Genomic DNA, 24028 nt, shown 5'->3' with positions numbered 1-24028 from the left:
TAGCAAGGGTCTAAAGAGACATCCTCAGACGGCTTCGATTTGCTCTACCAGCAACTGCAAACGTCGCTCACCGCGAAACTGGTTAACATCCAGCCGATAGGCGAGCTGAACATGCTTTACCGAGCTGTCCGGCCAGACATCCGTATCGACACCAAAGGCAATCGCGTCCAGAGCTGCGCCGTCACCCGGCTTAGCCAGGCTCATTTTGAGATGACGCTCGCCAACAATGCGCTGAGATCGAAGCTCAAAAACACCGTCGAATAAGGGCTCAGGAAACATCTGCCCCCAGGGCCCCGCGTTACGCAGTAACTCCGCAGTGGAAAGATCAAAATCTGTCGGAGTGAGCTCCCCGTCACTTTCCAACACAGGCTCAAGGGAAAGCCCACCTGCGCTTTGCACAGCATCGGTAAATGCCTCAGCGAACTGATCAAAATGCGTTTCCTTCAAGGACAGGCCTGCCGCCATAGCATGTCCACCAAATCGATCAATCAGGCCGGGATGGCTTGTGGCAACAACATCCAAGAGGTCGCGAAGATGCATACCGGGGATACCTCGCCCGGAGCCTTTGAGTTCACCGTCACCACTACTGGCAAAGGCTATAACCGGGCGATGAAAGCGATCTTTAATGCGCGAGGCCAATATACCCACCACGCCTTGATGCCAATGAGGATCATGGAGAATCAGGGCGGCCGGGAGCTCCGTCTCTTTGAGACTCAGCTTATCGAGCGCCGCGAGCGCCTCTTCCTCCATCCCACGCTCGATCCGCTGACGCTCTCTATTCATGCCGTCCAGTTGCAGGGCAATGCTACGAGCCTGAGCCGGATCCTCTGACAGCAGACACTCGATACCCAGCGACATATCGTCGAGACGACCGGCTGCATTCAGCCTGGGTCCGGCGGCAAAGCCCAAATCACTGGCGACAACGGTCATGGGGTCCCTGCCGGCGACGCTCAACAAGGCGTTGATTCCCGGCCGTGCTCGCCCGCTGCGCATGCGCGCCAGCCCGCCCTCGATCAGTATTCGGTTGTTGTGATCCAGTGGTACGACATCCGCCACCGTTCCCAGGGCCACCAGATCCAAAAAGGATCCGAGATGGGGCACCTCCAAATCCTTGCGGGCGAACCAGTCTTGATCGCGAAGTCGAGTCCGCAGTGCCAGGAGAAGGTAAAACATTACCCCGACTCCGGCTAAGGCCTTGCTGGGGAAATCACAGCCCTTCTGATTGGGGTTAACAATTGCCGCGGCGTCGGGTAGCTCTTCGCCAGGCAAATGGTGATCGGTGATCAACACCTCAATGCCCGCCGCATTTGCCGCAGCAACACCGTCGATAGACGAAATGCCATTGTCCACAGTAATGATCAGGTCAGGTCTGCGCTCGGCACCGAGAGCAACGATGCCCGGCGTCAGCCCGTAGCCAAACTCAAAGCGATTCGGCACGAGATAATCCACATGATGTGCGCCAAACTGACGAAGCGCCTTAATAGCGAGGGCAGTACTGGTGGCACCGTCGGCGTCGAAATCCCCGACAATCAGTATGCGCTCGTTACGCTCAAGTGCTTGTTGCAGACGCTCGGTAGCTGCAGAGAGGCCCTTCAACAATGACGGGGGAAGCAGCGCCGAAAAGGCCAGGTCCAGATCAGTAGAATCGGTGACGCCTCGCGCGGTAAAAATCCGAGCAAGGAGAGCAGGTAGTTCATTAAGCGCGTCGGCGTGTTCGCTATCGCGACGGCGAATACTACGAAGGCGACGAGCCAACTAAGCGCCCAAATGTTCGGACATAAAGCGTTGCACCGCTGCGATATCGTTCGGCAGCACGTCAAAGTGCTCATCGAGCTCAAACAAGTCTGCAAGGTGCGGCGGCAAGTGCGCACTAGTGCCAACCTCCGCTTGCCCTATTGCGTCAGGAAACTTGGCGGGATGGGCTGTTGCGAGAGTCACCCAGGGCAGCTCCGACTTCTGTTTAGAACTTAAGGCCGCTGCATAACCAATGGCACTGTGAGGATCCAGGAGATAACCCGTTTTGTCCCATACCTCACTAATGCACGCCAACGTCTCTGCATCATCGACGCGATGACTGGCAAACATCTTCCGAGCATTTGCCATGGCTCCTTCCGAGAGCGCGATATCACCGTCATCGAAAGCGGCCATAAGGCCTGCAATGGCGCCGCCATCTCGATCATAGAGATCAAACATCAGTCGCTCAAAATTGCTCGACACGGAAATATCCATGCTGGGCGACAGAGTGTGCTCCAAGGTTTGTCGCGCGTAGTCACCGCTGCTAAGAAGTCTATGAAGCACGTCATTTCGATTGGTGGCGATCATCAGTTGAGCCACGGGCAAGCCCATTTTGGATGCAAGATACCCAGCAAAAATATCGCCAAAGTTGCCGGTAGGCACCGAATAAGCCGCAGCGCGATGCGGCGCGCCCAGCGCTAGACCTGCGTAAAAATAGTACACAATCTGGGCCATGATTCGCGCCCAGTTAATTGAATTGACGGCAACGAGGCTTCGTCCGTCGGGAAGAAAACTCTGGTCACGAAAGCTCGCCTTCACCATGGCCTGACAGTCGTCAAAGTTACCCTGTAAGGCGAGATTATGAATCGTCGGCCCACTTAAGGTAGTCATCTGACGACGCTGTACTTCAGACACTCTCTGGTGAGGGTGCAGAATAAAAATATCGATGTTGTCGCAGCGCTGACAGCCGGCGATAGCGGCAGAACCCGTATCCCCCGAGGTAGCGCCCATGATGACGACTTTTTCGCCGCGGCGTTTAAGAACGGAGTCGAGCAATCTCCCTAGGAGCTGCAGAGCGAAGTCTTTAAAGGCCAAGGTCGGGCCATGAAACAGCTCAAGAACCCATTGGTTGTGATCAAGTTGTACTAGAGGTGCGACCGCCGAATGCCTAAACACGGCATAGGTTTCGTCAATAATTGACTGCAATTCTTCGCTGTTGAAAGCCCCTTCGACGAAAGGGAGCAAAATCCGATGGGCTAGGGACGGATAGTCAAGAGACGCCATCTCCTCGAGTTCCGAAACGCTAAAGCTGGGGAGGCTCTCGGGAACATACAGCCCACCATCGCTCGCCAAACCGGTGAGCAACACTTCTTCGAAACTGAGTGTAGGTGCGGTGCCTCGGGTACTGATATAACGCACAGGATTGCCTTTAGTTTGCCGATTCAATTCGAATGCAATGGGGGTGAGTCATTCCGGGTAGTGCTGAAATTGCCGTTACCGCTCGACGCAATGCGTCTTCTCTGGCGCTATTGGTAAGCACCACCACCGGCACGGTTGCCGCTGCTCCTTTAGGTGGCTTCTGGATCAGCGCTTCTATGCTGATGCCTTCGGCGCTCAGGCAATTCGCCAGTTGAGACATGACGCCGGGGCGGTCCTCCGCTTGCATGCGAAGGTACCAGGCGCTTGTCACTGCTTCCATAGGCAGCGTGGGCGCTGACTCAAGATTAGAAACAGGCACGCCTAAGCAGTGCACGGAGTTAGCGCCAGCCCTCGCTAAATCCACGATATCAGCTACGACTGCTGACGCCGTCGGTAAACGCCCCGCACCGGCGCCCGAATACACTGTTTCGCCTGCCGCATGGCCCTGAAGTCGTACCGCATTGAGTACGCCGTCAACGTTAGCGAGCAGCGAATCCTTTGGGAGCAGTGTGGGATGAACGCGAAGCTCTATGCCGTCGGCGTGTCGCTTGGCGATGCCCAAGTGTTTGATGCGATAACCAAGCTCGTCAGCAAACTGAATATCAGCCGGTGTGACTGCGCTTATGCCCTCGCAAAACACCGCCGAAAAATTGAGGGGGGTTGAGAAAGCCATCGCAGCAAGGATGCTCAGCTTATGCGCAGCATCTGTGCCCTCCACGTCAAAAGTGGGATCAGCCTCGGCATAGCCCAGCGCTTGAGCCTCTGCTAACACTTCGTCGAAGGGCCGCTGATGCGCGCCCATTTCGGTGAGTATAAAGTTACCTGTCCCATTAATGATGCCCGATAACTCGCTTACGGTATTCGCCGCCATGCCATCGCGGAGGGCTTTGAGAATGGGTACTGCACCCGCAACCGCAGCCTCACAGAGCAAACTAGAGCCACACTCTTCTGCAAGGGCCAAGAGCTCATTGCCATGCTCAGCTATAAGTGCTTTGTTAGCGGTGACCACGGACTTTCCGCTGCGTAATGCGGTCTCAACGATATCCTTCGCCAGAGTCGTGCCGCCGATGCTCTCAACAACAACATCGACATCTTCCGCCCGAGCCACCTCCAGTAGGTCGCGGTGAACCGGCACATCACCCGTAGGACAGTCCTCTCGGTCTCGCCGGGCGCCAACACGAGTCAGCAAAAGCTCGCGACCTGCTCGCGCGCTCAACAAGGCTTCCTGGCTACGTAGCAGCTCAATCGTTCCGCCACCAACGGTACCGTTACCGCAGACCCCAATCCGCAAAGCGCTCATTGTATTAATGTACTCCAACTGTCATTCATCTGCGCCGCTGTCCCAAGCCCTCAAGCCCCGGGAATGCCGTCCTCGCGAAACATACGTTTAATATTACGGATCGCCTGACGTGTTCTGTGCTCGTTCTCAATAAGTCCGAAGCGTACATAGCCCTCGCCATACTCTCCAAATCCGACACCTGGAGAAACGGCGACCTTAGCGTCCTTAATCAGCTTTTTACTGAACTCCAGGGAGCCCATTTCGCGGTAGGCCTCGGGAATCTGTGCCCAGACGAACATCGTCGCCTTTGGGGGAGTAACAGGCCAACCGCTCGCTGTTAAGCCTTCACAGAGCACGTCCCGACGAGACTGATACATCGCGTTTATTTCTGACACACACTCCTGGTCACCCTCTAGCGCGGCGATTGCCGCAACCTGAATCGGGGTAAACATGCCGTAGTCCAGGTAGGACTTCATGCGAGCTAGAGCGCCGACCAGGGTGGAGTTTCCGCAGCAAAAGCCGATGCGCCATCCTGGCATGTTGTAGCTCTTGGACATACTGAAAAACTCTACCGCTACCTCACGGGCACCTTCGACCTGCAAGATCGAGGGAGCAACGTAACCGTCAAAGCAAAGGTCAGCGTAAGCTAGATCTTGCACCACCCAAATCTTGTGCTCCCGCGCTATCTCAACGACCTTCTCAAAGAACGGCAGTTCCACGCAGTGTGTGGTGGGATTCGAGGGAAAGTTAAGCACCAACATCTTGGGCTTGGGCCAACTGTTACGGATAGCGTTTTCCAGCTCTTGAAAAAACTCTTCTTCGTTACCCATTGGAACATGGCGAATATCCGCACCGGAGATCACAAAACCATAGGGGTGAATCGGATAAGAAGGGTTAGGAACAAGAATAGCGTCGCCGGGACCCGTCGTCGCGAGGGCCAGATGCGCCAGGCCCTCTTTAGACCCGAGAGTGACAATCGCTTCAGACTCTGGATCGAGTTCCACTGCGTAACGCTTGCGATACCAATCACAGATCGCTTTTCGTAGCCGGGGTATGCCCTTGGATTGAGAATAACGATGAGTGTCCGGGCGCTGGGCAGCCTCGACCATCTTCTCAACGATATGTGCGGGCGTCGGTTGATCAGGATTTCCCATCCCAAAATCAATGATGTCCTCCCCCGCTGCACGTGCGGCCTGCTTTAAGTCACCAACAATGCTGAAGACATAGGGCGGGAGACGCTGGATGCGCTGAAATTGCTCTTCCACGGGAACTCGCTGTGTTCTTGGCGTAGGTAAACTAACGTTTTATGAGGGATTGCTCTGCTAAGAGATCATTGTAACCCCAGCACCGCTATCAAATCATCGGCGCTCTTATACCCGGGGATCATCTCTCCATCGGGGGTAACAATCGCAGGCGTGCCGCGCACGCCAAGCTGCTGCCCAAGAGCAAACTGTTCAGCGATAGGATTGCCTGGGCAAACATTCTCTTCAAGCTCCTCGCGGTTCTTAAACGCAGTCAGCGTTGCCTGACGATCATCAGAGCACCAGGCACTTGCCAGCTGGCGAAAACCTGGCGACCCAATGCCTTGTCGGGGATAAGCGAGGTATCGCACTTCAACGCCGCGCCGATTCAACTCCGGTACTTCTTTATGGAGTTTTTGGCAGTAAAAACAGGACACATCGGTGAACACAGTAATGCTGCTGAGGGTTTCACCTTCGGCAGGAAAGACGATGACGTTTTTCTCTGGAACAGCAGCGATGGCGTCTTTACGATCGTTAGAGCGTTGTAGCTCGCCCAGATTCACGAGCCCCGTGAGACCGACATTGTAGAGGTCACCAACAAGAAAATAGTCGCCACTCTCCGTAGCGTAAACCGTTGGCCCGGATACGATAGATACTTTGTAAAGACCGGGCAGCTCACTGGCTTTTACGCTCTGCACTTCCAAGCCAATTTGTGGCGCGCCCAGACGTAAGCGAAGCTTCTTCTCAATCGCTGGATCTACACCTTCGGCAGCGAAGCCTGGCTGTGCGAGCGTCGCAAAGGTGAAGAGGCTAAAACTAACCAATGCAAGTAAGCGAATAATGAGGGGACGTGAAGAAGTCCGACGTGAGTACATGAAATGGATTCCATTGCTTTGCCGCATAAAGCAGCGCGAAAAGTACTGTACAGGGTCTTTGATCATACCAGCCTTCGATAGTTCACTCAGCAAAAGATCATGCACAAATTCCACATCCAGGACATTAAGAGAAGGCTTTGAAACAGATTTTGGACCTACTTTTTATGCCGCCGCCTTCAGCCTCGAGGATGGTGTTTCGCGTGAAGACTCTGGAGGCGTTGCTTCGCAACATGGGTGTAAATTTGAGTCGTACTGAGATCGCTGTGCCCGAGCAACAACTGAACTACGCGTAGATCCGCGCCGTGATTCACCAAGTGAGTGGCAAAAGCGTGCCTTAGAACGTGCGGCGAGATCGGCTTCTGAATTCCCGCCGTCGCCGCATGCTGCTTTATTCGGTGCCAGAACGTCTGCCGCGTCATCATTTGGGCTCGCCGGCTGGGAAACAACACCTCCGATGGCGTGTCTCCCAGTAACTCCGGTCTAACGTCCCGTAGGTATCGCTGTATCCAGTGCAGCGCTTCCTCTCCAATAGGTACCAGACGCTCCTTCCCACCCTTCCCAATAATTCTGAGCACGCCCTGATTCAAGCTTAGCTGTGACAGCGTCAAGCCGGTTAACTCGGACACCCGTAAACCGCAGGCGTAAAGGAGCTCCAGCATGCAGCGGTCCCGAAAACCAATCGATTCTTCCAAATCGGGGGCCTTCAGGAGCGCATCTACGTCGGCTTCGGAAAGAGTTTTAGGTAATGGCCGGCCTAGTTTTGGACTATCAAGACCCAGTGTGGGGTCGTCCGAGAGCTGCCCGTTACGGAGCAAGTGACGATAGAAACCTCGTAAACACGAAAGAGCACGAGCTGCTGAACGCGGGGAGCGCTTGCTCTGAAGAAGGCTCGCCAAATAAGCCTCTATGTCGCTCCGAGAAACCTCGACAGTGCTATGGCCACGACTCTGAACCCAGCGAGAAAACGCCTGAAGATCGCGCCGATACGCAGCCAGCGTGTTTTCGCTTAAACCCTTCTCCATCCAAACCGCATCCAGATAGGATTCCAGAAGGGGGAAGTCGCTGCTGATGGCAGGTTTTGACATGAGATCAGCTTAGCAAAGTCGCAGGCAGACAAGGCTTAAAATAGGCGCTAAAACTCAAGGCTTGTAAAAATTTCAAGGCACAAAAAAACGGCCGTCCCTATGGGAACGGCCGCTTTCGGGTGTTCTAAGGCCGCAGACGCGACCGAAAAATCAACCCAACTTTTCTTTAATACGCGCTGAACGACCTGAGCGCTCACGGAGGTAATAGAGTTTAGCCTGACGAACGTCACCGCGACGCTTGACTTCAATAGACTCCAGCAACCGTGAGTAAGTCTGGAAAGTACGCTCAACGCCTACACCGTGAGAAATCTTTCGAACGGTGAAAGCAGAGTTCAGGCCGCGGTTGCGCTTACCCAGCACAACTCCCTCAAAGGCCTGCAGACGCTCACGACTACCTTCCTTTACCTTTACCTGAACAACGACTGTATCGCCGGGCGCAAACTCCGGTAACTCTTTGTCCATCTGCTCAGCGTCAAGCTGAGAAATAATTGCATTGGTGCTCATTTTGTTGCTCCCAAACTACTCTTGTTCAAAAGACCGCCCACACGACCGATCTTGTATAAAAATTCTTGTCTCGCTTCGGCTTACTTCGACTCGCCTCAAACCAAAACAGTCAGTCTCCGAATTGCGTCTCTAAGCCAATACTCACTAGCAATCGAATACCAGACTAGACCAAGTCGCTCTGATATTCCGCCAGAAGTAACCGCTCCTCGGCAGTGAGGTCCCGACGCTTCTCCAGCGCTTCGAGCAGATCCGGCCGCCGCTCCCAGGTCCTTCCAAGCGCCTGCTTTAGGCGCCAGCGTCGGATCGCCGCATGATCTCCGCTTAGCAGCACCGCGGGGACGCCTTCTCCCTCGTACTGTTCCGGCCGCGTAAAATGCGGACAATCCAGCAAGCCCTGCGCGAAAGAATCTTCTTCCGCTGAATCTTCATGTCCCAACACTCCTGGCAGTAATCGCGCAACTGCGTCGACAACTACCAGCGCGGCCAACTCTCCGCCGCTTAATACGTAGTCACCGATGGAGATTTCCTCGTCCACCGCCGACCTAACCAAACGCTCATCAACACCTTCGTATCGACCCGCGAGCAACACCATTCCGGGCGTCTCGGCTAATGCCCTTGCGCGCTCATGATCAAACTTTCGACCCTGAGGCGAAAGGTAAATCACTGGCGCCGCTTCTCCCGCAAACCCGCGCCCCGCTTCGAGGGCCGCTGCAAGAGGCTCGGGCCGCATCACCATCCCCGGTCCGCCACCGTAAGGACGATCATCGACGCTGCGATGCCGGTCCGTAGTGTAATCCCGCGGGTTTACCGCTCTAAGCTGCAGTCGATCATCGCGCACTGCCCGCCCCGTTACACCAAGATCGCCCACCAAGCTGAGCATCTCGGGAAAGAGTGTGACCAACGCAACTCGCATCAATCTTCCGGATGCCAGTCGACAGTCATCGTACCGTTCTCTAACTCCACCGACAGGATCACCGTGTCGGGCAGGTAGGGAATGAGCCTCTCCCGCTCGTCGGCACTGCCCTCACAAGGACGCAGTACCAGTACGTCGTTGGCGCCAGTCTCGAGGAGGTGATCTATCTCGCCGAGAAGCAGCTTTTGCCCCTCGTGCTCGCTCCACACCTGCAAACCTTGCAACTGGTGCCAGTAATACTCATCGGAATCTAAAACAGGTAACTCCGACCTGGGAACCCATATTTCGGTACCCTGTAGCAGCTCAGCGTCGGTGCGATTATCTACACCGACCACTCTAGCTACCCAAGCTTTGCCTTGGATGCGCCCATCGGCTAGCTCGATTGCCTCTGCATTCCGCCGTCCTTTAATCAGGTGGCTACGGAAAGCAAAAAAGTTCTCTGGCGGGTCAGTAAAAATCTGAAGTTTGACCCAACCTTTGATGCCGTAAACGCCGGAAATCCTTCCGGCGAGGAGCATCTGATCCTCGGGCGTGTTCATGCCCGAGAGGCCGTTAAGCCGCTTCGCTGCTCGATTCTGCGACGCTGAGAAGCTTCGCTACACGAGCGGACAACTGCGCGCCCTGGCCCTGCCAGTACTCGATGCGCGCACGATCAACGCGCAAACGCTCTTCCTGACCTCGAGCCACGGGATTGAAAAAGCCCACACGCTCAATAAAACGACCGTCGCGAGATCTGCGGCTGTCAGTTACTGTCAGGTGATAAAAAGGACGTTTCTTAGCGCCACTACGTGATAGTCGAATAGTTACCATTGCCTTGCCAACTCACTCCTGCGAAAACCCGTAAACCTCTGCCATCTTCGGCGTTTGGCCACAGATCATCGACAAATACTCGATAAATTCGGGCAACCGTCAAGCACAGTGCTTTTCGGACCCCTGCGAAAGGTCGCGCATCATACAGAAAACAGAGCGCTGATGAAAGCCCTGCAAGCTGTGATTTTTTCAATACTCGCGGGCGGTTAGGGCAGCTTGGGGCCGTTAGCGCATGGGCGGAAAACCGCCGCCGCCAGGAGGCATCATCCCCCCCATGCCGCGCATCATCTTCTCCATGCCGCCGCCCTTCATTTTCTTCATCATTTTGGCCATCTGCTTGTGCTGCTTCAGAAGGCGATTGAGGTCCTGCACCTGCGTGCCTGATCCTCGCGTGATACGGCGCTTGCGTGTGCCTTGAATCAGTTCAGGGTTGCGTCGCTCCCGCGGAGTCATGGAGTTAATCATGGCCTCCATGCGGGCAAAGGACTTATTGTCGATTTGCGATTGAGCCGCCTGCGCCATACCGGCCATGCCGGGCATTTTGTCCAACATGCTTGCCATGCCGCCCATATTGTTCATCTGTTGGAGCTGATCACGAAGATCCTCAAGGTCAAACTTCTTACCCTTCTTGACCTTGCGAGCCAGTTTCTCGGCCTTAACCCGGTCAACTTTCTGCTCTACTTCTTCGATAAGCGACAGCACGTCCCCCATCCCCAGGATTCGCGAAGCCAAACGATCGGGGTGAAAAGGATCAAGAGCTTCGGTTTTTTCACCGACACCCAAGAACTTGATGGGTTTGCCTGTAATCTGGCGGACGGATAGAGCCGCACCGCCACGACTGTCCGCATCCACCTTTGTCAAAATAACACCGGTCAGCGGTAATGCCTCACCAAAGGCCTTTGCTGTATTAGCGGCGTCTTGCCCGGTCATAGCATCAACGACGAAGAGCGTCTCCACCGGCGTTACCGCCTTTTCCAGATCCGCAATCTCAGACATCATGGCTTCGTCTACGGCCAAACGACCCGCCGTATCAACGATCAATACGTCGCTGAATTGAATCTTCGCGTGCTCTCGGGCAGCCAGGGCTATATCTACGGGCTTCTGATCTACTGTAGAGGGGAAAAAGTCGACCCCAATCTCTCCAGCAAGCGTTTCCAATTGCTTGATCGCTGCGGGACGATAAACGTCGGCACTCACTACCGTGACTTTCTTTTTATCGCGCTCTTTCAGCAGCTTGGCGAGCTTCGCGGCCGATGTGGTTTTACCCGCGCCCTGAAGCCCTGCAAGAAGAATGACAGCGGGAGGCTGCGCCGATAAATCCAGGGCCTCGTTCGCCGAGCCCATAACCGACTCAAGCTCGGCCTGTACAATTTTAAGAAAAGCCTGACCCGGGCTGAGACTACTCATAACCTCCTGACCCAGTGCACGCTGTTTCACTGAGTCAACGAACTGCGTGACAACTGGCAGCGCTACGTCGGCCTCAAGAAGGGCCATGCGCACTTCTCTCAAAGTGCCCTGAATGTTCTCTTCACTGAGACGCGCCTTACCAGTTACGGAACGGAGGCTCTGGGTTAATCGCTCGGAAAGATTCTGAAACATGAAACAAAAAGTCCTTTGAAAGCGCGCAATGTACTCGGGCGCGCTATTGATTACACAGTGACAAGTCGGTACAAGGGGGGCCAAGTATACGCGCCGCGGAGCCGGCCCCCAAACCCATGTCCATAGCATTTATTGCCGTCATTGCTGCACTGCTGTATCTCGCCGCTGCGGGGCTGCAATTAGCCAGCGCTTTACAGCACAACGGCAGCCTCAGTCGCAGCCTGATTGTGATCGCAATCTTCGCTTTGGGATGCCACGCGTTTCTAACTTGGCACAATATTTATGGACACGACGGCGTCAATTTTGGTTTTTTCCGAATTTTTTCCCTGATTTTTCTCAGCATTAATTGCGTCTGCCTACTAGCACTTACGAAACGACCCCTTCAAAACCTGCTCGTCATTTTGTTTCCACTCTCCGCTGTAGCTATTCTGATATCCACTCTCGGCCCAGACACGGGCGCACGCGAGCACAAAGTGCCGCTGGGCGTGGCTGCGCACGTGGGAAGCTCGGTTGTTGCCTACTCGATTCTGACTCTAGCCGCAATTCAGGCTGCGCTGCTTGCCGCTCAGGACGCTCAGCTCAAACGTCGCCAAATGGGCGGCCTGCTCGGAGTGCTTCCCCCGTTACAGCTCATGGAGAGCATGCTTTTTGAACTGATATGGGTTGGTTTTGCTGCCCTGACTCTCTCTATTGCTACCGGCGTGATATTCATGCAGGACATATTTGCCCAGCATCTGGTGCACAAAACTGTACTGAGCATCGCCGCGTGGATTCTATTCGCTGTACTCCTATGGGGACGTCACTGGCTAGGGTGGCGGAGTCAAACCGCAGTAAGGCTCACCGTAAGTGGCTCTACAGTACTGATGCTGGCGTTTTTAGGATCCAAGCTCGTCCTCGAGTTGGTGCTGGAGAAAAGCTGAATTGAACGAAGCACCACTGGGCCTTCTATTTGCTGTGTTAGCAGCACTGATCCTCATGTCCGGTTTTTTCTCCAGCTCCGAAACCGGCATGATGTCGCTCAACCGATATCGCCTGAAACATCTTCGCAAGCAAAATCACAAAGGCGCCCAACGAGCGAGCAAGCTGCTGGAGCGTCCGGACCGGCTTATCGGTTTAATATTGATTGGTAACAATCTGGTAAACATCGCCGCATCGGCTATCGCAACGGTAATAGCCATCCGACTCTACGGCGATGCGGGCATTGTCATAGCAACTATTCTCCTCACGCTGGTAATACTCATTTTTGCCGAGGTGACGCCTAAGACTATAGCCGCCCTGCATCCAGAGAAGATCGCTTTCCCTGCAAGCGTTGTGCTGCTCCCTCTCATGCGCTTGCTCATTCCCTTAGTCGCTATCGTCAATTGGGTAACTAATGGGCTGCTGCGACTACTGGGAATCAATACCAACGAAGCAGGCGAAGAACGCGTATCCCGGGAAGAGCTACGCACGATTGTTTCAGACCCTGATGCGATGATCCCCCAACGTCACCGCGGCATGCTGGTCAACATCCTGGATCTTGAGGGTGTGACTGTTGATGACATTATGGTTCCAAGAAACGAGTTCTACGGCATCGATCTGGATGCTAGCGATGAAGTAATCCTGGAAACCATTCATCGCAGTAACCACACCCTGCTACCCGTGTGGCGTGAAGACAGCAATAACATCGAGGGAGTCCTTCACCTTAGAAATGCCAGCCGCGTTATGGACCGCGAAGGTTTGTCCCGCAGCGGCTTGCTGGCAGCGCTGGATAAGCCCTATTTCATCCCGGAGAGCACACCACTACACACACAGCTGCGCAACTTTCAGCAGAAGAAGTTTCGCTTGGCCCTTGTCGTAGATGAATACGGTGATGTCATCGGCTTGGTTGCTGTGGCAGACATCCTTGAGGAAATCGTAGGAGAATTCACCTCAAACCTAAGCGACAGCTCCGACGAGATCTACCCCCAGCGCGATGGCAGCTACGTTTTCGACGGCGGCGCCAGTGTCAGGGATATTAACAAGGCCTTGAAGTGGGAGCTCCCCACGGATGGACCTAAAACCTTGTCTGGTCTCGTGTTGGAGTATTTAGAATCGTTTCCCGACGGCAACGCAGGTCTGCGTATCGGCAGCTACTGTTTTGAGATACTCGAGCTGGAGGGCAATGTTGTGCGCGCCGTGAAAGGCAGGCCCTCACAGTAATGCCTTCAGGTTCTACAGCAGTCGAATAGGGTTATCGGCCTCGCGCCGCGCTCTTGCCCGCTCCAGCATCTCGCGCTTTTGCATGGCGCTCGCCATAAACCAATCTGTTATCTCTTCGGCACTGCGATAGCAGCCCAGACAGATATCGTTTTCATCCAAAGCGCAAATAGATAAACAGGGTGACCCTGGCTCATCGGCTGAAACAGCGGCCTCGGGACTCGCCTTCCCGTCAGTAGAATCAATCATCAAAAAGAGCTTCCAGGTCGCTGCTATAACGTGCTGCGTTGCTCGAGTAGTGCTCTGCATTAAGCGCTAGCATTGCCTGTTGATCAGCGCTCAAAGTCTTTTTGACCACGGCCGGCGACCCCAGAACCAAGGACCCATCCGGCACCTCCATACCCTCCGTCACGAGCGCATTCGCACCTATCAGGCAGTTCTTACCGATTTTAGCTCCATTGAGAACGACGGCATTGATCCCCACCAGCGAGCCATCGCCAATGCTGCAGCCATGAATCATAGCGTTGTGGCCGACGGTGACATTCTCGCCGATCATGGCGGGAAAGCCGGGATCTGCATGAATAACCGTACCATCCTGAATATTGCTCCCCGCCCCTACCTCTATGGCCTCGACATCACCCCGGAGCACACAGGAAAACCACACGCTGCTTTTAGCGCGGAGTGTGACACGACCAATGACCGCGGCATTGGGCGCCACGAAGTGTCCTTCGCCATCCAGAACGGGAGTCTCGTCCCCAAGTTTGTACAGCATCTTAAGTCTCTCTCTTTTACTGTTCGCTGACCGTTCAGCCCTAGCCTGCCTGAGCATGGTAGAACTCATCTGCAAAGTCATCCAAACGTCGAGCTTCAATTGCCTCACGGATGCCACGCATATGATCCTGATAGTAATGCAGATTGTGCAGTGTATTGAGCTGAGATCCCAAGATCTCGTTGCATTTGTCCAAATGATGCAAATAGGCACGACTAAAGTTGGAGCATGTGTAGCACGCGCAGTTTTCATCAAGGGGTGCAGTACTATGGCGATGCTTGGCGTTGCGAATTTTGACAACACCTGTAGAAGTAAAGAGGTGACCGTTTCTGGCATTTCTTGTGGGCATCACACAGTCGAACATGTCGACACCCCGTCGAACGCCCTCCAATAAATCAGCCGGCGTACCAACCCCCATCAGGTAGCGGGGATGGTTCGCAGGCAATAAGGGTTGAAGCCCTTCGAGCACCTTTAGCATTTCTGCTTTGGGCTCTCCCACGGACAGCCCGCCGATGGCGTAGCCGTCAAAACCAATCTCCTCCAGACCCTCCAGTGAACGGGCTCTCAAATCGGGGTACATGCCCCCCTGAATAATACCGAAAAGCGCTGCCTTGCTGTCTCCGTGAGCGACCCGACTACGCTTTGCCCAGCGCAGGGAAAGCTCCATGGATGTAGCCGCCTCATCATGACTTGCCGGAAAGGGTGTGCACTCGTCAAAGATCATCACGATATCGCTGCCGAGGGCTCGCTGAATCGCCATGGATTTTTCAGGGTCCAGAAACACTTTGTCGCCGTCTACTGGTGAGCGAAAAGAAACACCCTCTTCACTAATCTTGCGCATTTCGCCCAGGCTGAACACCTGAAAACCGCCGGAGTCGGTAAGAATAGGTCCCTGCCACTGCATGAAATCGTGCAAGTCCCCATGGGCAGCAATCACTTCAGTTCCCGGACGCAGCCATAGATGAAAAGTGTTTCCCAGGATAATTTGAGCGCCTAGAGACTTGACATCTCTTGGAAGCATGCCTTTTACCGTGCCATAGGTTCCTACGGGCATGAACGCGGGAGTCTCGACGATGCCCCGGTCAAAATGCAGGCGAGATCGACGGGCGGCCCCATCGCTGGATAACTGTTCAAACCTCACTGTGATCGCGCCTCGGGGTGGGGTGTCAAGAACATCGCATCCCCGTAGCTAAAGAACCGATAGCGCTCAGCCACGGCTTCGTTATAAGCACTGAGCATTAAATCTGTGCCACAAAAGGCACTTACCAGCATCAACAGCGTGGACTCCGGAAGGTGAAAGTTGGTAATCATGGCATCAACGCAGTTAAAGTTGCGACCCGGGTAGATAAACAATCTCGTATCCCCAACATACGGCTCTAATTGTCCTGAAGCCGATGCGGTTTCGAGACTGCGCACCGCGGTTGTACCTACGGCCACCACGCGGCCTCCCCTCGCTCGGGTTGCGGCCACTGCGTCAACTACCGTCTGATTGACCTCCAGGTACTCTGCGTGCATGTCATGGTCGCGTATATCGTCGCTACGTACGGGTTGAAAAGTGCCAGCGCCCACGTGCAAGGTGACCTGAGCCCGTTGAACGCCCATGGAATCAAGCTTGTCGAGTATTGCATGATCAAAGTGTAAACCCGCCGTCGGCGCAGCGACTGCTCCATCCCTCCGTGCATACACCGTTTGATACCGATCTCTATCCTCAAGGGCGTCTGCCCTATCGATATAGGGCGGCAACGGCATATGCCCAATCCGCGTTAACAGAGGCCCTAAGCTTTGAGTGCTGGTGATTTGAAACAGCTCTCCCTCGCGCCCCTCAACCGTGAGCAAATCGTCGCTCGCCGGGCTGTCCGCATCGGCTGCCAAAGCGATCGTCATTCCCGGTCGCGGCGTTTTACTGGCTCGCACATGCGCTAAAGCGCTATTTTCTCCGGTAAGGCGCTCGATAAGAATTTCTACACGGCCACCGGTCTCTTTAACACCAAAGAGGCGCGCGGGAAGTACACGGGTGTCATTGAAAACCAACAGGTCGCCAGCTTTAAGCTGCGATGGAAGGTCAGCAAACTGCCCGTGATTCAGTGTTTTTGTTGCGCCGTCAACGCACAGCAATCGGCTCGCAGAGCGTTCGGCGAGCGGCTGCTGTGCGATAAGTTCGGGGGGTAGGTCGTAATGAAAGTCTGAGCGTTGCATGGCGTGACTGACGCGGGGAAACCCGCGCCAGGTTCCAAATAAGGCTAGTGCTTACTCGGTTTCTTCGCCGTCTTCCTCAGAGGCAGCTTCTTCGGCAGGTGCCTCTTCAGGGGCAGCCTCTTCAGCAGGTGCTTCTTCAGCGGGCGCTTCTTCAGGAGCAGCTTCTACAGCGGCGGGCTCCGCAACCTTGATCAGGCCCTCTTCCAGAAGGATACGGACCTTCTCCTCGCCATTAACCGGGCGCTTGGAAGCATCTTTTACCGCATAGCGCTCATCGCCACGCTGAAAAACACTATATTCGTCGGTCTTCTTTACCAATTTCATGGTCATACTTCTTTTCTCTCTGTCGGCGCGCCCTTACGACGCGTGGGCGGATACTCAGTTTGCGCAGAACACACGCTCTGCGCGGGCGGAGTGTACAGAAACATGCCTGTGTCTGACAGCCTGAAAATTGCCGTTCGCAGCTCCTCTGCGGCACTTATTCAAAGATCTTATGGACAAGATATGGCGACAGACGATTGTGCACTGTTATACTCGCGCCCGCCCACTTGCTGGGCGATGCAACCCTTCAGTGCCGAAGTGGTGAAATTGGTAGACACAGGGGATTCAAAATCCCCCGCCCTAACAGGTGTGCCGGTTCGAGTCCGGCCTTCGGTACCACTTTATGAACTCCACAACCTCCGCCGTATTTCAGCCTCTCGGCAACAATATTTTCTGTATCGATGCTTTCTATACCGGCCCCGATATAGCCTGCTGCTATCTGCTCGTGGACCGGGACGAGTGCGCGCTCATCGAGACTGGCACCGCACTTAGCGTCGACAATATTTTGGCTACGCTTCGAGCATTGTCTATCCCGAAAGACCAACTGCGCTACATCATTCCTACGCACGTACACCTTGATCATGCCGGCGGCGCGGGTGCTCTTATGCAACAGCTTCCTCAGGCCAGCCTGCTTATTCATCCCAAGGGTGCAAGGCACATCATTGACCCCACACGACTGGTTGCCAGTGCACAGCAGGTTTATGGACAGAAACTGTTCGCCCAACTCCATGGCGAAGTTGTGCCGGTGGACGCATATCGCGTCCAAACAGTCGAGGATGGTGAAACGCTGTTGGTTGGTCAGAGGCGTTTACGTGTAAAGCACACGCGGGGGCATGCCGAGCATCATTTTTGCCTGTTCGATGAGCAAAGTAAGGGATGGTTCAGCGGGGATATGTTTGGCGTGAGCTATGCCCGTCAGCGCTTTACGAAAAGTGCCTATGTAATGCCGGCCACTACGCCGACACAGTTTGACCCGGCGCTCTATCAGAACTCGGTACGGACACTATGTGAGAGCGACCCTGCCGTTTTCTACCTAACCCACTTTGGTGCTCTGAATTTCCAAGAGTCTCAGCGAGACTGCTTGCTGCGACAGCTTGAACAGTATGCAGCCTTGGGGAGTGCCTTTGCCGGCGATATACCCGCCCTTGAAAACGCAGTCTTGGATGTGAGCCGCGCTGAATTAAAGCGCCTGCTACCAACTTCGAAGATAGAGGCAGAGGTTAATGCTTTGACACTGGATGCGAAGCTTAATGCTCAGGGCATCGCCTGGTGGAGCCAGCAACAGACAAGCCCCGCAAACGCCTAGGCCCTCGTAACCAAAACGCATTACCACTCGGCAACCGACGGCCCAAGAATGTGCCGTGAACGCCCAATCACATGCTGACTATGACCGACCAGTAAAGGATCCGGTCGACGAACAAGGCGGGTATCCTTCTCTGGATAATCAAGGCTGGCTAAAAAGTGCTGCATACAGGCTAGGCGCGCTCGTTTTTTGTCTGATGACTTAATAACAGTCCACGGCGCGTCGGCCGTGTCTGTGTAAAAAAACATAGCCTCTTTTGCTTCGGTGTATTCATCCCACTTATCAATCGACGCCTGATCAATGGGCGAGAGTTTCCATTGCTTTAGTGGATCTGTTTTACGACGAGAGAAACGAGCATGCTGCTCATCTTTTGTAACCGAGAACCAGTACTTAAACAGACGCACTCCACTGCGCACCAACATTCGCTCCAAATCCGGCGTCTGACGCATGAACTCCAGATACTCTTCTGGAGTACAAAACTCCATGACTCGCTCCACCCCCGCGCGGTTATACCAGGAGCGGTCAAACAAAACGATTTCGCCATCGGAGGGCAGATGCTTCATGTAGCGTTGAAAATACCACTGGCCGCGTTCTTGGTCCGTCGGTTTTTCCAAGGCAACAACCCGTGCACCTCGTGGATTCAAATGCTCCATGAAGCGCTTAATAGTGCCCCCCTTACCCGCGGCATCCCGCCCTTCAAACAAGACGACAATTTTCTGGCCGCTATCTTTCACCCACTGCTGCACCTTGAGCAGCTCAACCTGAAGCGCTTGCTTCTTCTCTTCGTAGTCTCGACGGGGAATTTTGCTCTTGTAGGGGTAGTCTCCCGAGATGAAGAGCTCCCGAATCGCAGCAGGATCATGTCGCATCTTTGCCAGCTGATGAAGTCGCCGCGAACGGTCTGCACTGTCAACTGACAACTCGTCCTCGTTGCTTAACTCCTCAACTGCTTGTGAAGCCATCAATGAATCACTCATCCTACGCCTATCTCCGCTGATTTTTGATTCGGTCATTTGGCCGTAAGAGGTATGCTCTTGCCATGATCCCAATCAATGAAATGCACGAAACGCATGAGATATGCCGGTAGAAAGGATTCTCGGATGGCAAATAGATCGCGATTGCTGGGAGTAGATCTCGGGGGCACCAAAATAGAAGCAGCGCTCCTTGACCTCCAAGGGGCGGTGACTCACCGAGCGCGCTGTAAAACACCCCGGGAGAATTACGCAGAGACCCTCTCTGCAATTTGCGAGCTGTGTGAACAATTAGAGTCCAGTGCAAATCTGACTGAGCGCCTGCCCCTTGGTATCTGTACTCCTGGATCCCCTTCGCCCGACACAGGACTGATGCGAAACTGCAATAGCACGTCGTTGAATGGCCACACACTGTGCAACGATCTGGAGGAGATTTGCGCTCGCCCCGTGCGCATGGCCAATGACGCCGACTGCATGACCTTGTCCGAAGCGAGCGACGGTGCAGGGACAGAAGAGCAAGTTGTGTTCGGCGTAATTCTCGGGACGGGCGTGGGCGGAGGTGCCGCGATCAATCGCAGCCTACTTCACGGCCCCAATGCCATCAGCGGCGAATGGGGGCATAACCCAATGCCTTTGGCACGGGTTAACGAACTGCCGGAAAGCCTCCAATACCCACGTCTTTGCTACTGCGGACGGGAAGACTGCATTGAAACATGGCTGAGTGGCCCTGGATTGGCGCTCACTCACGAGCAGCTGCACCGCGAACCCATCGTCGTAGAGCAACTGTCCAAGGGGACGCCGAACAACAGACATCGCGAGACACTCGCCCTCTACAACGACTTGTTAAGCACTGCGCTAGCGGGCATCGTAAATGTACTGGACCCCGACCTTGTGGTGTTTGGAGGAGGCCTTTCAAACATTCCATTTATCTACACCGAGGTACCGCGACTACTGGCGTCCAAGGTCTTCTCCGATGTCTGCCGAACAAAACTCAAACCTGCGAAGCATGGCGACAGTAGTGGCGTTCGCGGAGCAGCCTGGTTGTGGGGCAATGCCTGAGATGTACGGGGTGATGGGACGCTCCGTAGACAGCAAGGCCTGACTGTGCAGAATGGTCACATAGTAAAAACATCTTCACCTACGATAATAAGACGCCATGGAGACCTTCATACTCATGCGACCAACCATTAGTAGACTTACTCCGTTTTTCACAAAAAATTGTGAACGCTCCTCTCGCACCAGTAATGTCAAACTCGTTACCTTTGCTTTGGCTCCCCTGCTTTTCACTAGCTTCGCTGTCGCCGACATAGACCAGCCTGACTTCTCTGATCTTTTTGAGCACGCGCAAACCATGCAAGGCGATCAATTTGATGCCCGGGCATTTCAGGCCCTTTCAAAGCGTATTGAGTCACTGCCTTACGACGCCCAGCAGAGGCAGGTGTTTGACTGGGTCGAATCCCAAAACTCCTACGAGGTAACTGTCCGAAAAGGGCCCTATGGTGTGCCTCACATACAGGCAGCCGACTATGGTGCCCTAGGTTATGGCGAAGCTTATGCCGCAGCGGAAGACCATGTTTGCAATATGGCTCTAAGCTTAGTTCAAGCCAGAGGAGAGAGTGCTCGCTATCTCGGCGCCGGCGCCAATCAAAGCAACATCGCTAAAGATGCTGTAGTCCGCGGCCTAAATCTTCGCGGCCAAGCACAGGAAGCCTTCGCAGCTCAGAATAGCGAAGTTAAAGCTTGGCTGGCAGGTTACACCTCCGGCTACAATCGTTACGTTCGAGAGCATAAAGGCGCACGCAACAGCTCCTGGTGCAGAGGCGCGACCTGGGTACGCGAAGTATCACCCCTGGACCTGATGACGCGTATGGTAATGGTCGCTCAAACGCTTCCGCGTATGAGTGGCGCTATCGCGGCCGTAAAACCTCCGAAAGATGAAGCTGTGGTCGCGGCAAATCCGGATACAGAGATGCAATTAGCAGCGCTTGATGCCGCGTCGCTGGAAGGGATGGGTTCAAACGGTTGGGCCCTAGGCAGCGAATACACGGAGAATGGCAAGGGTATGCTTCTCGCCAACCCACACTACCCTTGGTACGGCGAGAGTAGATTTTGGGAGAAGCACCTGACTATCCCTGGCAAGCTCGACATCTACGGTGCGCAATTACTCGGTAGCCCAGGTGTTTCCATAGGGTTTAACAAAGCTCTGGGGTGGACTCATACCGTATCCGCCAGCCAACGCCTGGTGCTTTACCGCCTAGAGCTCGATCCCACTAACCCTCTACGCTATCGCTACGGAGAAGAGTGGCGTGACATTGATGCCCGTACGGTAAATATTCCTGTCGCGGACGATTCTGGTGTAGTAAGAATTCACTCGCATACAATCTACATGAGCGCGCACGGCCCCGTTCTTACCATGCCGGGCATGGCCTGGGACAAGAAGTTCGCCTACGCTGCCAGAGACGCGAATGTGGGCAACCACTCCCTTTTGGCGCAGTGGAAAGCGATGGGCGAAGCCACCGATCTGGACGAATTCATCGATGCCCACCGTACTTACAATGCTATGCCTTGGGTAAACACCATAGCGACAAGCGCCGACGGCCGGGCTTTGTATCTCGACAACTCCACCGTGGGCAATATTAGCGATGAAGCTCAGGCAACGTGGCGAGCTTCGCTTGAGAAGGACCCTCTAGCCGCACAGCTTTATGGCGGCAGGCGTATGGTACTTCTCAACGGCAGCGACCCCAAGAACACTTGGGTCGACGAGCCATCAGTGCCTATTTCAGGAACCGTTCCCTTCGATAAACGCCCACGCATTGAAAGGAAAGACTACGTATTCAACTCGAATGACAGCTACTGGCTTAGCAGCCCAAGGGAGCCCCTCATCGGGTATTCGGTTCTCTACGGACCCACAGAGTCAGCTCGTTCACTGCGCACGCGGATGAATATTCGCATGCTGGAAAATGAGTACGGCGATGCCGGCGACGACGGGCGTTTCACTATCCACGAGATACAGCGGGCTCTTTTTTCCAACCGAGGGCTAACCGCTGAAATATTATTGCCTAGCCTCGTCTCTGCCTGTCGAAACGAAGGAGAAGAACTGGATGACGTCTGTAACGTGCTAGAGGCCTATGACGGCAGCCTGAACCTCGATAGCCCGGGAGCACCGCTTTTCCGCGAATGGATAACACGCTACGACCGACTCGATACGGTAAACACCGGCAAGCTTTTCAAAGACAGCTTTGATGTAACGCGACCCGCAACAACTCCCGCAGGTTTAGCGGAGAGTAAACAAGCCGTTCAGTCATTGCGGGATGCCGTCGAGGTATTGGCAGAAGCCGGGCTGCCATTGGACGCCAGCTTGCGAGACGCTCAATTTGCCTGGCGAGCAGGCGAACCAATCCCGGTTCACGGCGGTAACGGCTTTGAGGGTGTTGCTAACCTGCAGATGTCAGGTAACCCGTCGGCTTCACCCATAGCCGGTATTAACGCTTCAAAGGTGGCGGATAGCCGTTATCTCACCGACAACGGGTACGCCGTGGTTCACGGTAGTAGCTTTATTTACACCCTTAATTTTGACGATGAGGGACCAATCGCAGAAGCGCTGCTGTCCTACAGTCAATCGGGCAACCCTCACAGTGCTCATTTTACTGATCAGACATCGTTGTACGCCGATAAGAAGTGGCGCAAGGTCGCATTCCACCCTGACGATGTAGCAGACAACGTGAGGAGTATTCGTGTACTTCGCAGTAGCGACGGCCGTTAGCGGCCGACTGAACTACTTATCGCTGAAGCCATTTGGGTTTTGCGACTGCCAACGCCAGGCGTCCTCGCACATACGCTGGACGCCAAAACGCGCTTCCCAGCCCAGTTGTGCTTTAGCGTAGCCGGGATCGGCGTAGCACTGGGCAATGTCTCCCGCACGACGAGCGACAATTTCATAGGGGACGTTGCGACCACTAGCGGCTTCAAAAGCACTTACCAATTCCAGCACGCTATAGCCTGTGCCCGTGCCTAAGTTGACGATCAGCGGATCGCCCGATGGTCGACTCGCTAGTGCTTCAAGGGCACTGACATGTCCCTCCGCCAGATCGACCACATGTATGTAGTCCCTAACGCCGGTACCGTCTCGGGTGTCGTAGTCACCACCAAAAACACTGAGTTTCTCTCGACGCCCCACCGCTACCTGCGCAACAAAAGGCATGAGATTGTTAGGCTTCCCGGATGGATCCTCACCGATCAAACCACTTTCATGAGCACCCACGGGGTTAAAGTAGCGTAAGAGCGCTATTTCCCAAGCGGGATCCGAAACCGCCAGATCCATTAGAATGTCCTCAACAATGAGCTTGCTGCGCCCGTAGGGGTTTGTTGCACTGCGCGGGAAGCCCTCGGTGATAGGAACGGAAGCCGGATCACCATAGACCGTCGCCGATGAGCTAAACACCAACTTAGACACAGATGTCGCCTTCATCGCCCGTAACAGCGACAAAGTTCCCGTGACATTATTGTCGTAATAATGCAGTGGCATCTCTACGGACTCACCCACCGCCTTTAGCCCCGCAAAATGCACCACCGCATCCGGCCGTGTTTGCTCTAACACGCGCTGCGTCGAGGTCTCGTCACGAATATCCGCCTCATGAAGCTCCGGTCGATAGCCGAGAATTTTTTCCAGGCGCTCCAAAACAACCCTCGAGCTGTTACAGAAGTTGTCGAGAAGACTTACCTTGTAGCCGGCACTACTGAAGGCCACACAGCTGTGAGACCCGATGTAACCGGCACCGCCAGTCAGTAGTACGTGTTTGGAATCAGCCATTCCAATACTCCAGTAGGGCAAACC

At 54.6% G+C, this 24028-nt stretch carries 23 protein-coding genes and 1 tRNA gene; 6 read left to right on the top strand and 18 right to left on the bottom strand.

Annotated elements, in window-relative coordinates; all coding sequences use genetic code 11:
- Nucleotides 1-24 precede the first annotated feature (24 nt).
- The 11 genes from recJ to ffh form a co-directional block, all read right to left on the bottom strand.
- Nucleotides 25-1755 (bottom strand): single-stranded-DNA-specific exonuclease RecJ, encoded by a 1731-nt coding sequence (recJ, locus tag AB8B76_RS10635; protein ID WP_405272344.1) that lies wholly within the window; start codon nucleotides 1753-1755, stop codon nucleotides 25-27.
- Nucleotides 1756-3153 (bottom strand): threonine synthase, encoded by a 1398-nt coding sequence (thrC, locus tag AB8B76_RS10630; RefSeq protein WP_405272342.1) that lies wholly within the window; start codon nucleotides 3151-3153, stop codon nucleotides 1756-1758. It lies immediately after the preceding gene.
- A 10-nt stretch (nucleotides 3154-3163) separates the two neighbouring features.
- A complete protein-coding gene (locus AB8B76_RS10625; RefSeq protein WP_405272341.1) occupies nucleotides 3164-4453 on the bottom strand; it encodes a homoserine dehydrogenase in 1290 nt (429 codons plus the stop codon).
- A 50-nt stretch (nucleotides 4454-4503) separates the two neighbouring features.
- Entirely contained in the window at nucleotides 4504-5697 is a 1194-nt protein-coding gene (gene alaC, locus AB8B76_RS10620; protein ID WP_405272339.1) for an alanine transaminase, read from the bottom strand.
- Between the two features lie 65 nt (nucleotides 5698-5762).
- Entirely contained in the window at nucleotides 5763-6548 is a 786-nt protein-coding gene (locus AB8B76_RS10615; protein ID WP_405272337.1) for a DsbC family protein, read from the bottom strand.
- 176 nt (nucleotides 6549-6724) lie between these two features.
- Nucleotides 6725-7633, bottom strand: a complete 909-nt coding sequence (xerD, locus tag AB8B76_RS10610; protein ID WP_405272335.1) for a site-specific tyrosine recombinase XerD — start codon at nucleotides 7631-7633, stop codon at nucleotides 6725-6727.
- Nucleotides 7634-7783: 150 nt separating this feature from the next.
- A complete protein-coding gene (gene rplS, locus AB8B76_RS10605; RefSeq protein WP_405272334.1) occupies nucleotides 7784-8137 on the bottom strand; it encodes a 50S ribosomal protein L19 in 354 nt (117 codons plus the stop codon).
- A gap of 163 nt (nucleotides 8138-8300) precedes the next feature.
- Nucleotides 8301-9050 (bottom strand): tRNA (guanosine(37)-N1)-methyltransferase TrmD, encoded by a 750-nt coding sequence (gene trmD / locus AB8B76_RS10600; protein WP_405272333.1) that lies wholly within the window; start codon nucleotides 9048-9050, stop codon nucleotides 8301-8303.
- Nucleotides 9050-9589: a ribosome maturation factor RimM gene (rimM, locus tag AB8B76_RS10595; protein ID WP_405272332.1), complete on the bottom strand. Its 540-nt coding sequence runs from the start codon at nucleotides 9587-9589 to the stop codon at nucleotides 9050-9052. Before rimM ends, trmD begins: the two co-directional genes overlap by 1 nt.
- A 13-nt stretch (nucleotides 9590-9602) precedes the next feature.
- Nucleotides 9603-9860, bottom strand: coding sequence for a 30S ribosomal protein S16 (rpsP, locus tag AB8B76_RS10590; RefSeq protein ID WP_405272330.1), 258 nt, complete (start codon nucleotides 9858-9860; stop codon nucleotides 9603-9605).
- 225 nt (nucleotides 9861-10085) lie between these two features.
- Complete coding sequence (gene ffh / locus AB8B76_RS10585; RefSeq protein ID WP_405272328.1) at nucleotides 10086-11459, bottom strand: signal recognition particle protein; 1374 nt, start codon at nucleotides 11457-11459, stop codon at nucleotides 10086-10088.
- Nucleotides 11460-11575: 116 nt separating this feature from the next.
- On the opposite strand from ffh, the gene AB8B76_RS10580 reads away from it, so the two are divergent.
- Both AB8B76_RS10580 and AB8B76_RS10575 read left to right on the top strand, forming a co-directional pair.
- Nucleotides 11576-12379: an inner membrane protein YpjD gene (locus AB8B76_RS10580; protein ID WP_405272326.1), complete on the top strand. Its 804-nt coding sequence runs from the start codon at nucleotides 11576-11578 to the stop codon at nucleotides 12377-12379.
- Nucleotide 12380: 1 nt separating this feature from the next.
- Entirely contained in the window at nucleotides 12381-13637 is a 1257-nt protein-coding gene (locus AB8B76_RS10575; RefSeq protein ID WP_405272325.1) for an HlyC/CorC family transporter, read from the top strand.
- A gap of 12 nt (nucleotides 13638-13649) precedes the next feature.
- Here the strand turns inward: AB8B76_RS10575 and AB8B76_RS10570 are convergent, their stop codons facing one another.
- From AB8B76_RS10570 to AB8B76_RS10550, 5 genes are read right to left on the bottom strand one after another with little or no spacing between them, the layout of a single operon-like run.
- Nucleotides 13650-13883, bottom strand: coding sequence for a DUF1289 domain-containing protein (locus AB8B76_RS10570; protein ID WP_405272323.1), 234 nt, complete (start codon nucleotides 13881-13883; stop codon nucleotides 13650-13652).
- Nucleotides 13876-14406, bottom strand: coding sequence for a gamma carbonic anhydrase family protein (locus tag AB8B76_RS10565; RefSeq protein WP_405272321.1), 531 nt, complete (start codon nucleotides 14404-14406; stop codon nucleotides 13876-13878). The genes AB8B76_RS10570 and AB8B76_RS10565 overlap by 8 nt, the downstream gene beginning before the upstream one ends.
- 40 nt (nucleotides 14407-14446) lie before the next feature.
- Nucleotides 14447-15544, bottom strand: coding sequence for a tRNA guanosine(34) transglycosylase Tgt (gene tgt / locus AB8B76_RS10560; RefSeq protein WP_405272319.1), 1098 nt, complete (start codon nucleotides 15542-15544; stop codon nucleotides 14447-14449).
- Nucleotides 15541-16599, bottom strand: coding sequence for a tRNA preQ1(34) S-adenosylmethionine ribosyltransferase-isomerase QueA (queA, locus tag AB8B76_RS10555; RefSeq protein WP_405272318.1), 1059 nt, complete (start codon nucleotides 16597-16599; stop codon nucleotides 15541-15543). Before queA ends, tgt begins: the two co-directional genes overlap by 4 nt.
- Nucleotides 16600-16650: 51 nt before the next feature.
- A complete protein-coding gene (locus AB8B76_RS10550) occupies nucleotides 16651-16923 on the bottom strand; it encodes a hypothetical protein (RefSeq protein WP_405272316.1) in 273 nt (90 codons plus the stop codon).
- 249 nt (nucleotides 16924-17172) lie between these two features.
- On the opposite strand from AB8B76_RS10550, the gene AB8B76_RS10545 reads away from it, so the two are divergent.
- Nucleotides 17173-17259, top strand: a tRNA-Leu gene (locus AB8B76_RS10545).
- 4 nt (nucleotides 17260-17263) lie between these two features.
- The gene (locus AB8B76_RS10540) at nucleotides 17264-18226 is read left to right on the top strand and encodes an MBL fold metallo-hydrolase (protein ID WP_405272314.1); all 963 of its coding nucleotides are present in this window, start codon (nucleotides 17264-17266) and stop codon (nucleotides 18224-18226) included.
- Nucleotides 18227-18246: 20 nt separating this feature from the next.
- On the opposite strand, the gene ppk2 is transcribed toward AB8B76_RS10540, so the two are convergent.
- On the bottom strand, nucleotides 18247-19200 hold the full coding sequence (gene ppk2, locus AB8B76_RS10535; protein ID WP_405272312.1) for a polyphosphate kinase 2: 954 nt from the start codon (nucleotides 19198-19200) through the stop codon (nucleotides 18247-18249).
- Between the two features lie 123 nt (nucleotides 19201-19323).
- On the opposite strand from ppk2, the gene AB8B76_RS10530 reads away from it, so the two are divergent.
- Together AB8B76_RS10530 and AB8B76_RS10525 are read left to right on the top strand one after the other, a co-directional pair.
- On the top strand, nucleotides 19324-20253 hold the full coding sequence (locus AB8B76_RS10530; RefSeq protein ID WP_405272310.1) for an ROK family protein: 930 nt from the start codon (nucleotides 19324-19326) through the stop codon (nucleotides 20251-20253).
- A 292-nt stretch (nucleotides 20254-20545) separates the two neighbouring features.
- Complete coding sequence (locus tag AB8B76_RS10525; protein WP_405272309.1) at nucleotides 20546-22957, top strand: acylase; 2412 nt, start codon at nucleotides 20546-20548, stop codon at nucleotides 22955-22957.
- Between the two features lie 12 nt (nucleotides 22958-22969).
- Here the strand turns inward: AB8B76_RS10525 and galE are convergent, their stop codons facing one another.
- The gene (galE, locus tag AB8B76_RS10520) at nucleotides 22970-24004 is read right to left on the bottom strand and encodes a UDP-glucose 4-epimerase GalE (protein WP_405272361.1); all 1035 of its coding nucleotides are present in this window, start codon (nucleotides 24002-24004) and stop codon (nucleotides 22970-22972) included.
- Between the last annotated feature and the right edge of the window lie 24 nt (nucleotides 24005-24028).

The sequence above is a fragment of the Congregibacter sp. genome (assembly GCF_045107095.1).
Lineage (GTDB): Bacteria > Pseudomonadota > Gammaproteobacteria > Pseudomonadales > Halieaceae > Congregibacter.
Note: the sequence above shows the minus strand (reverse complement) of the source record. Positions and strands in the feature narration are given on the sequence as shown.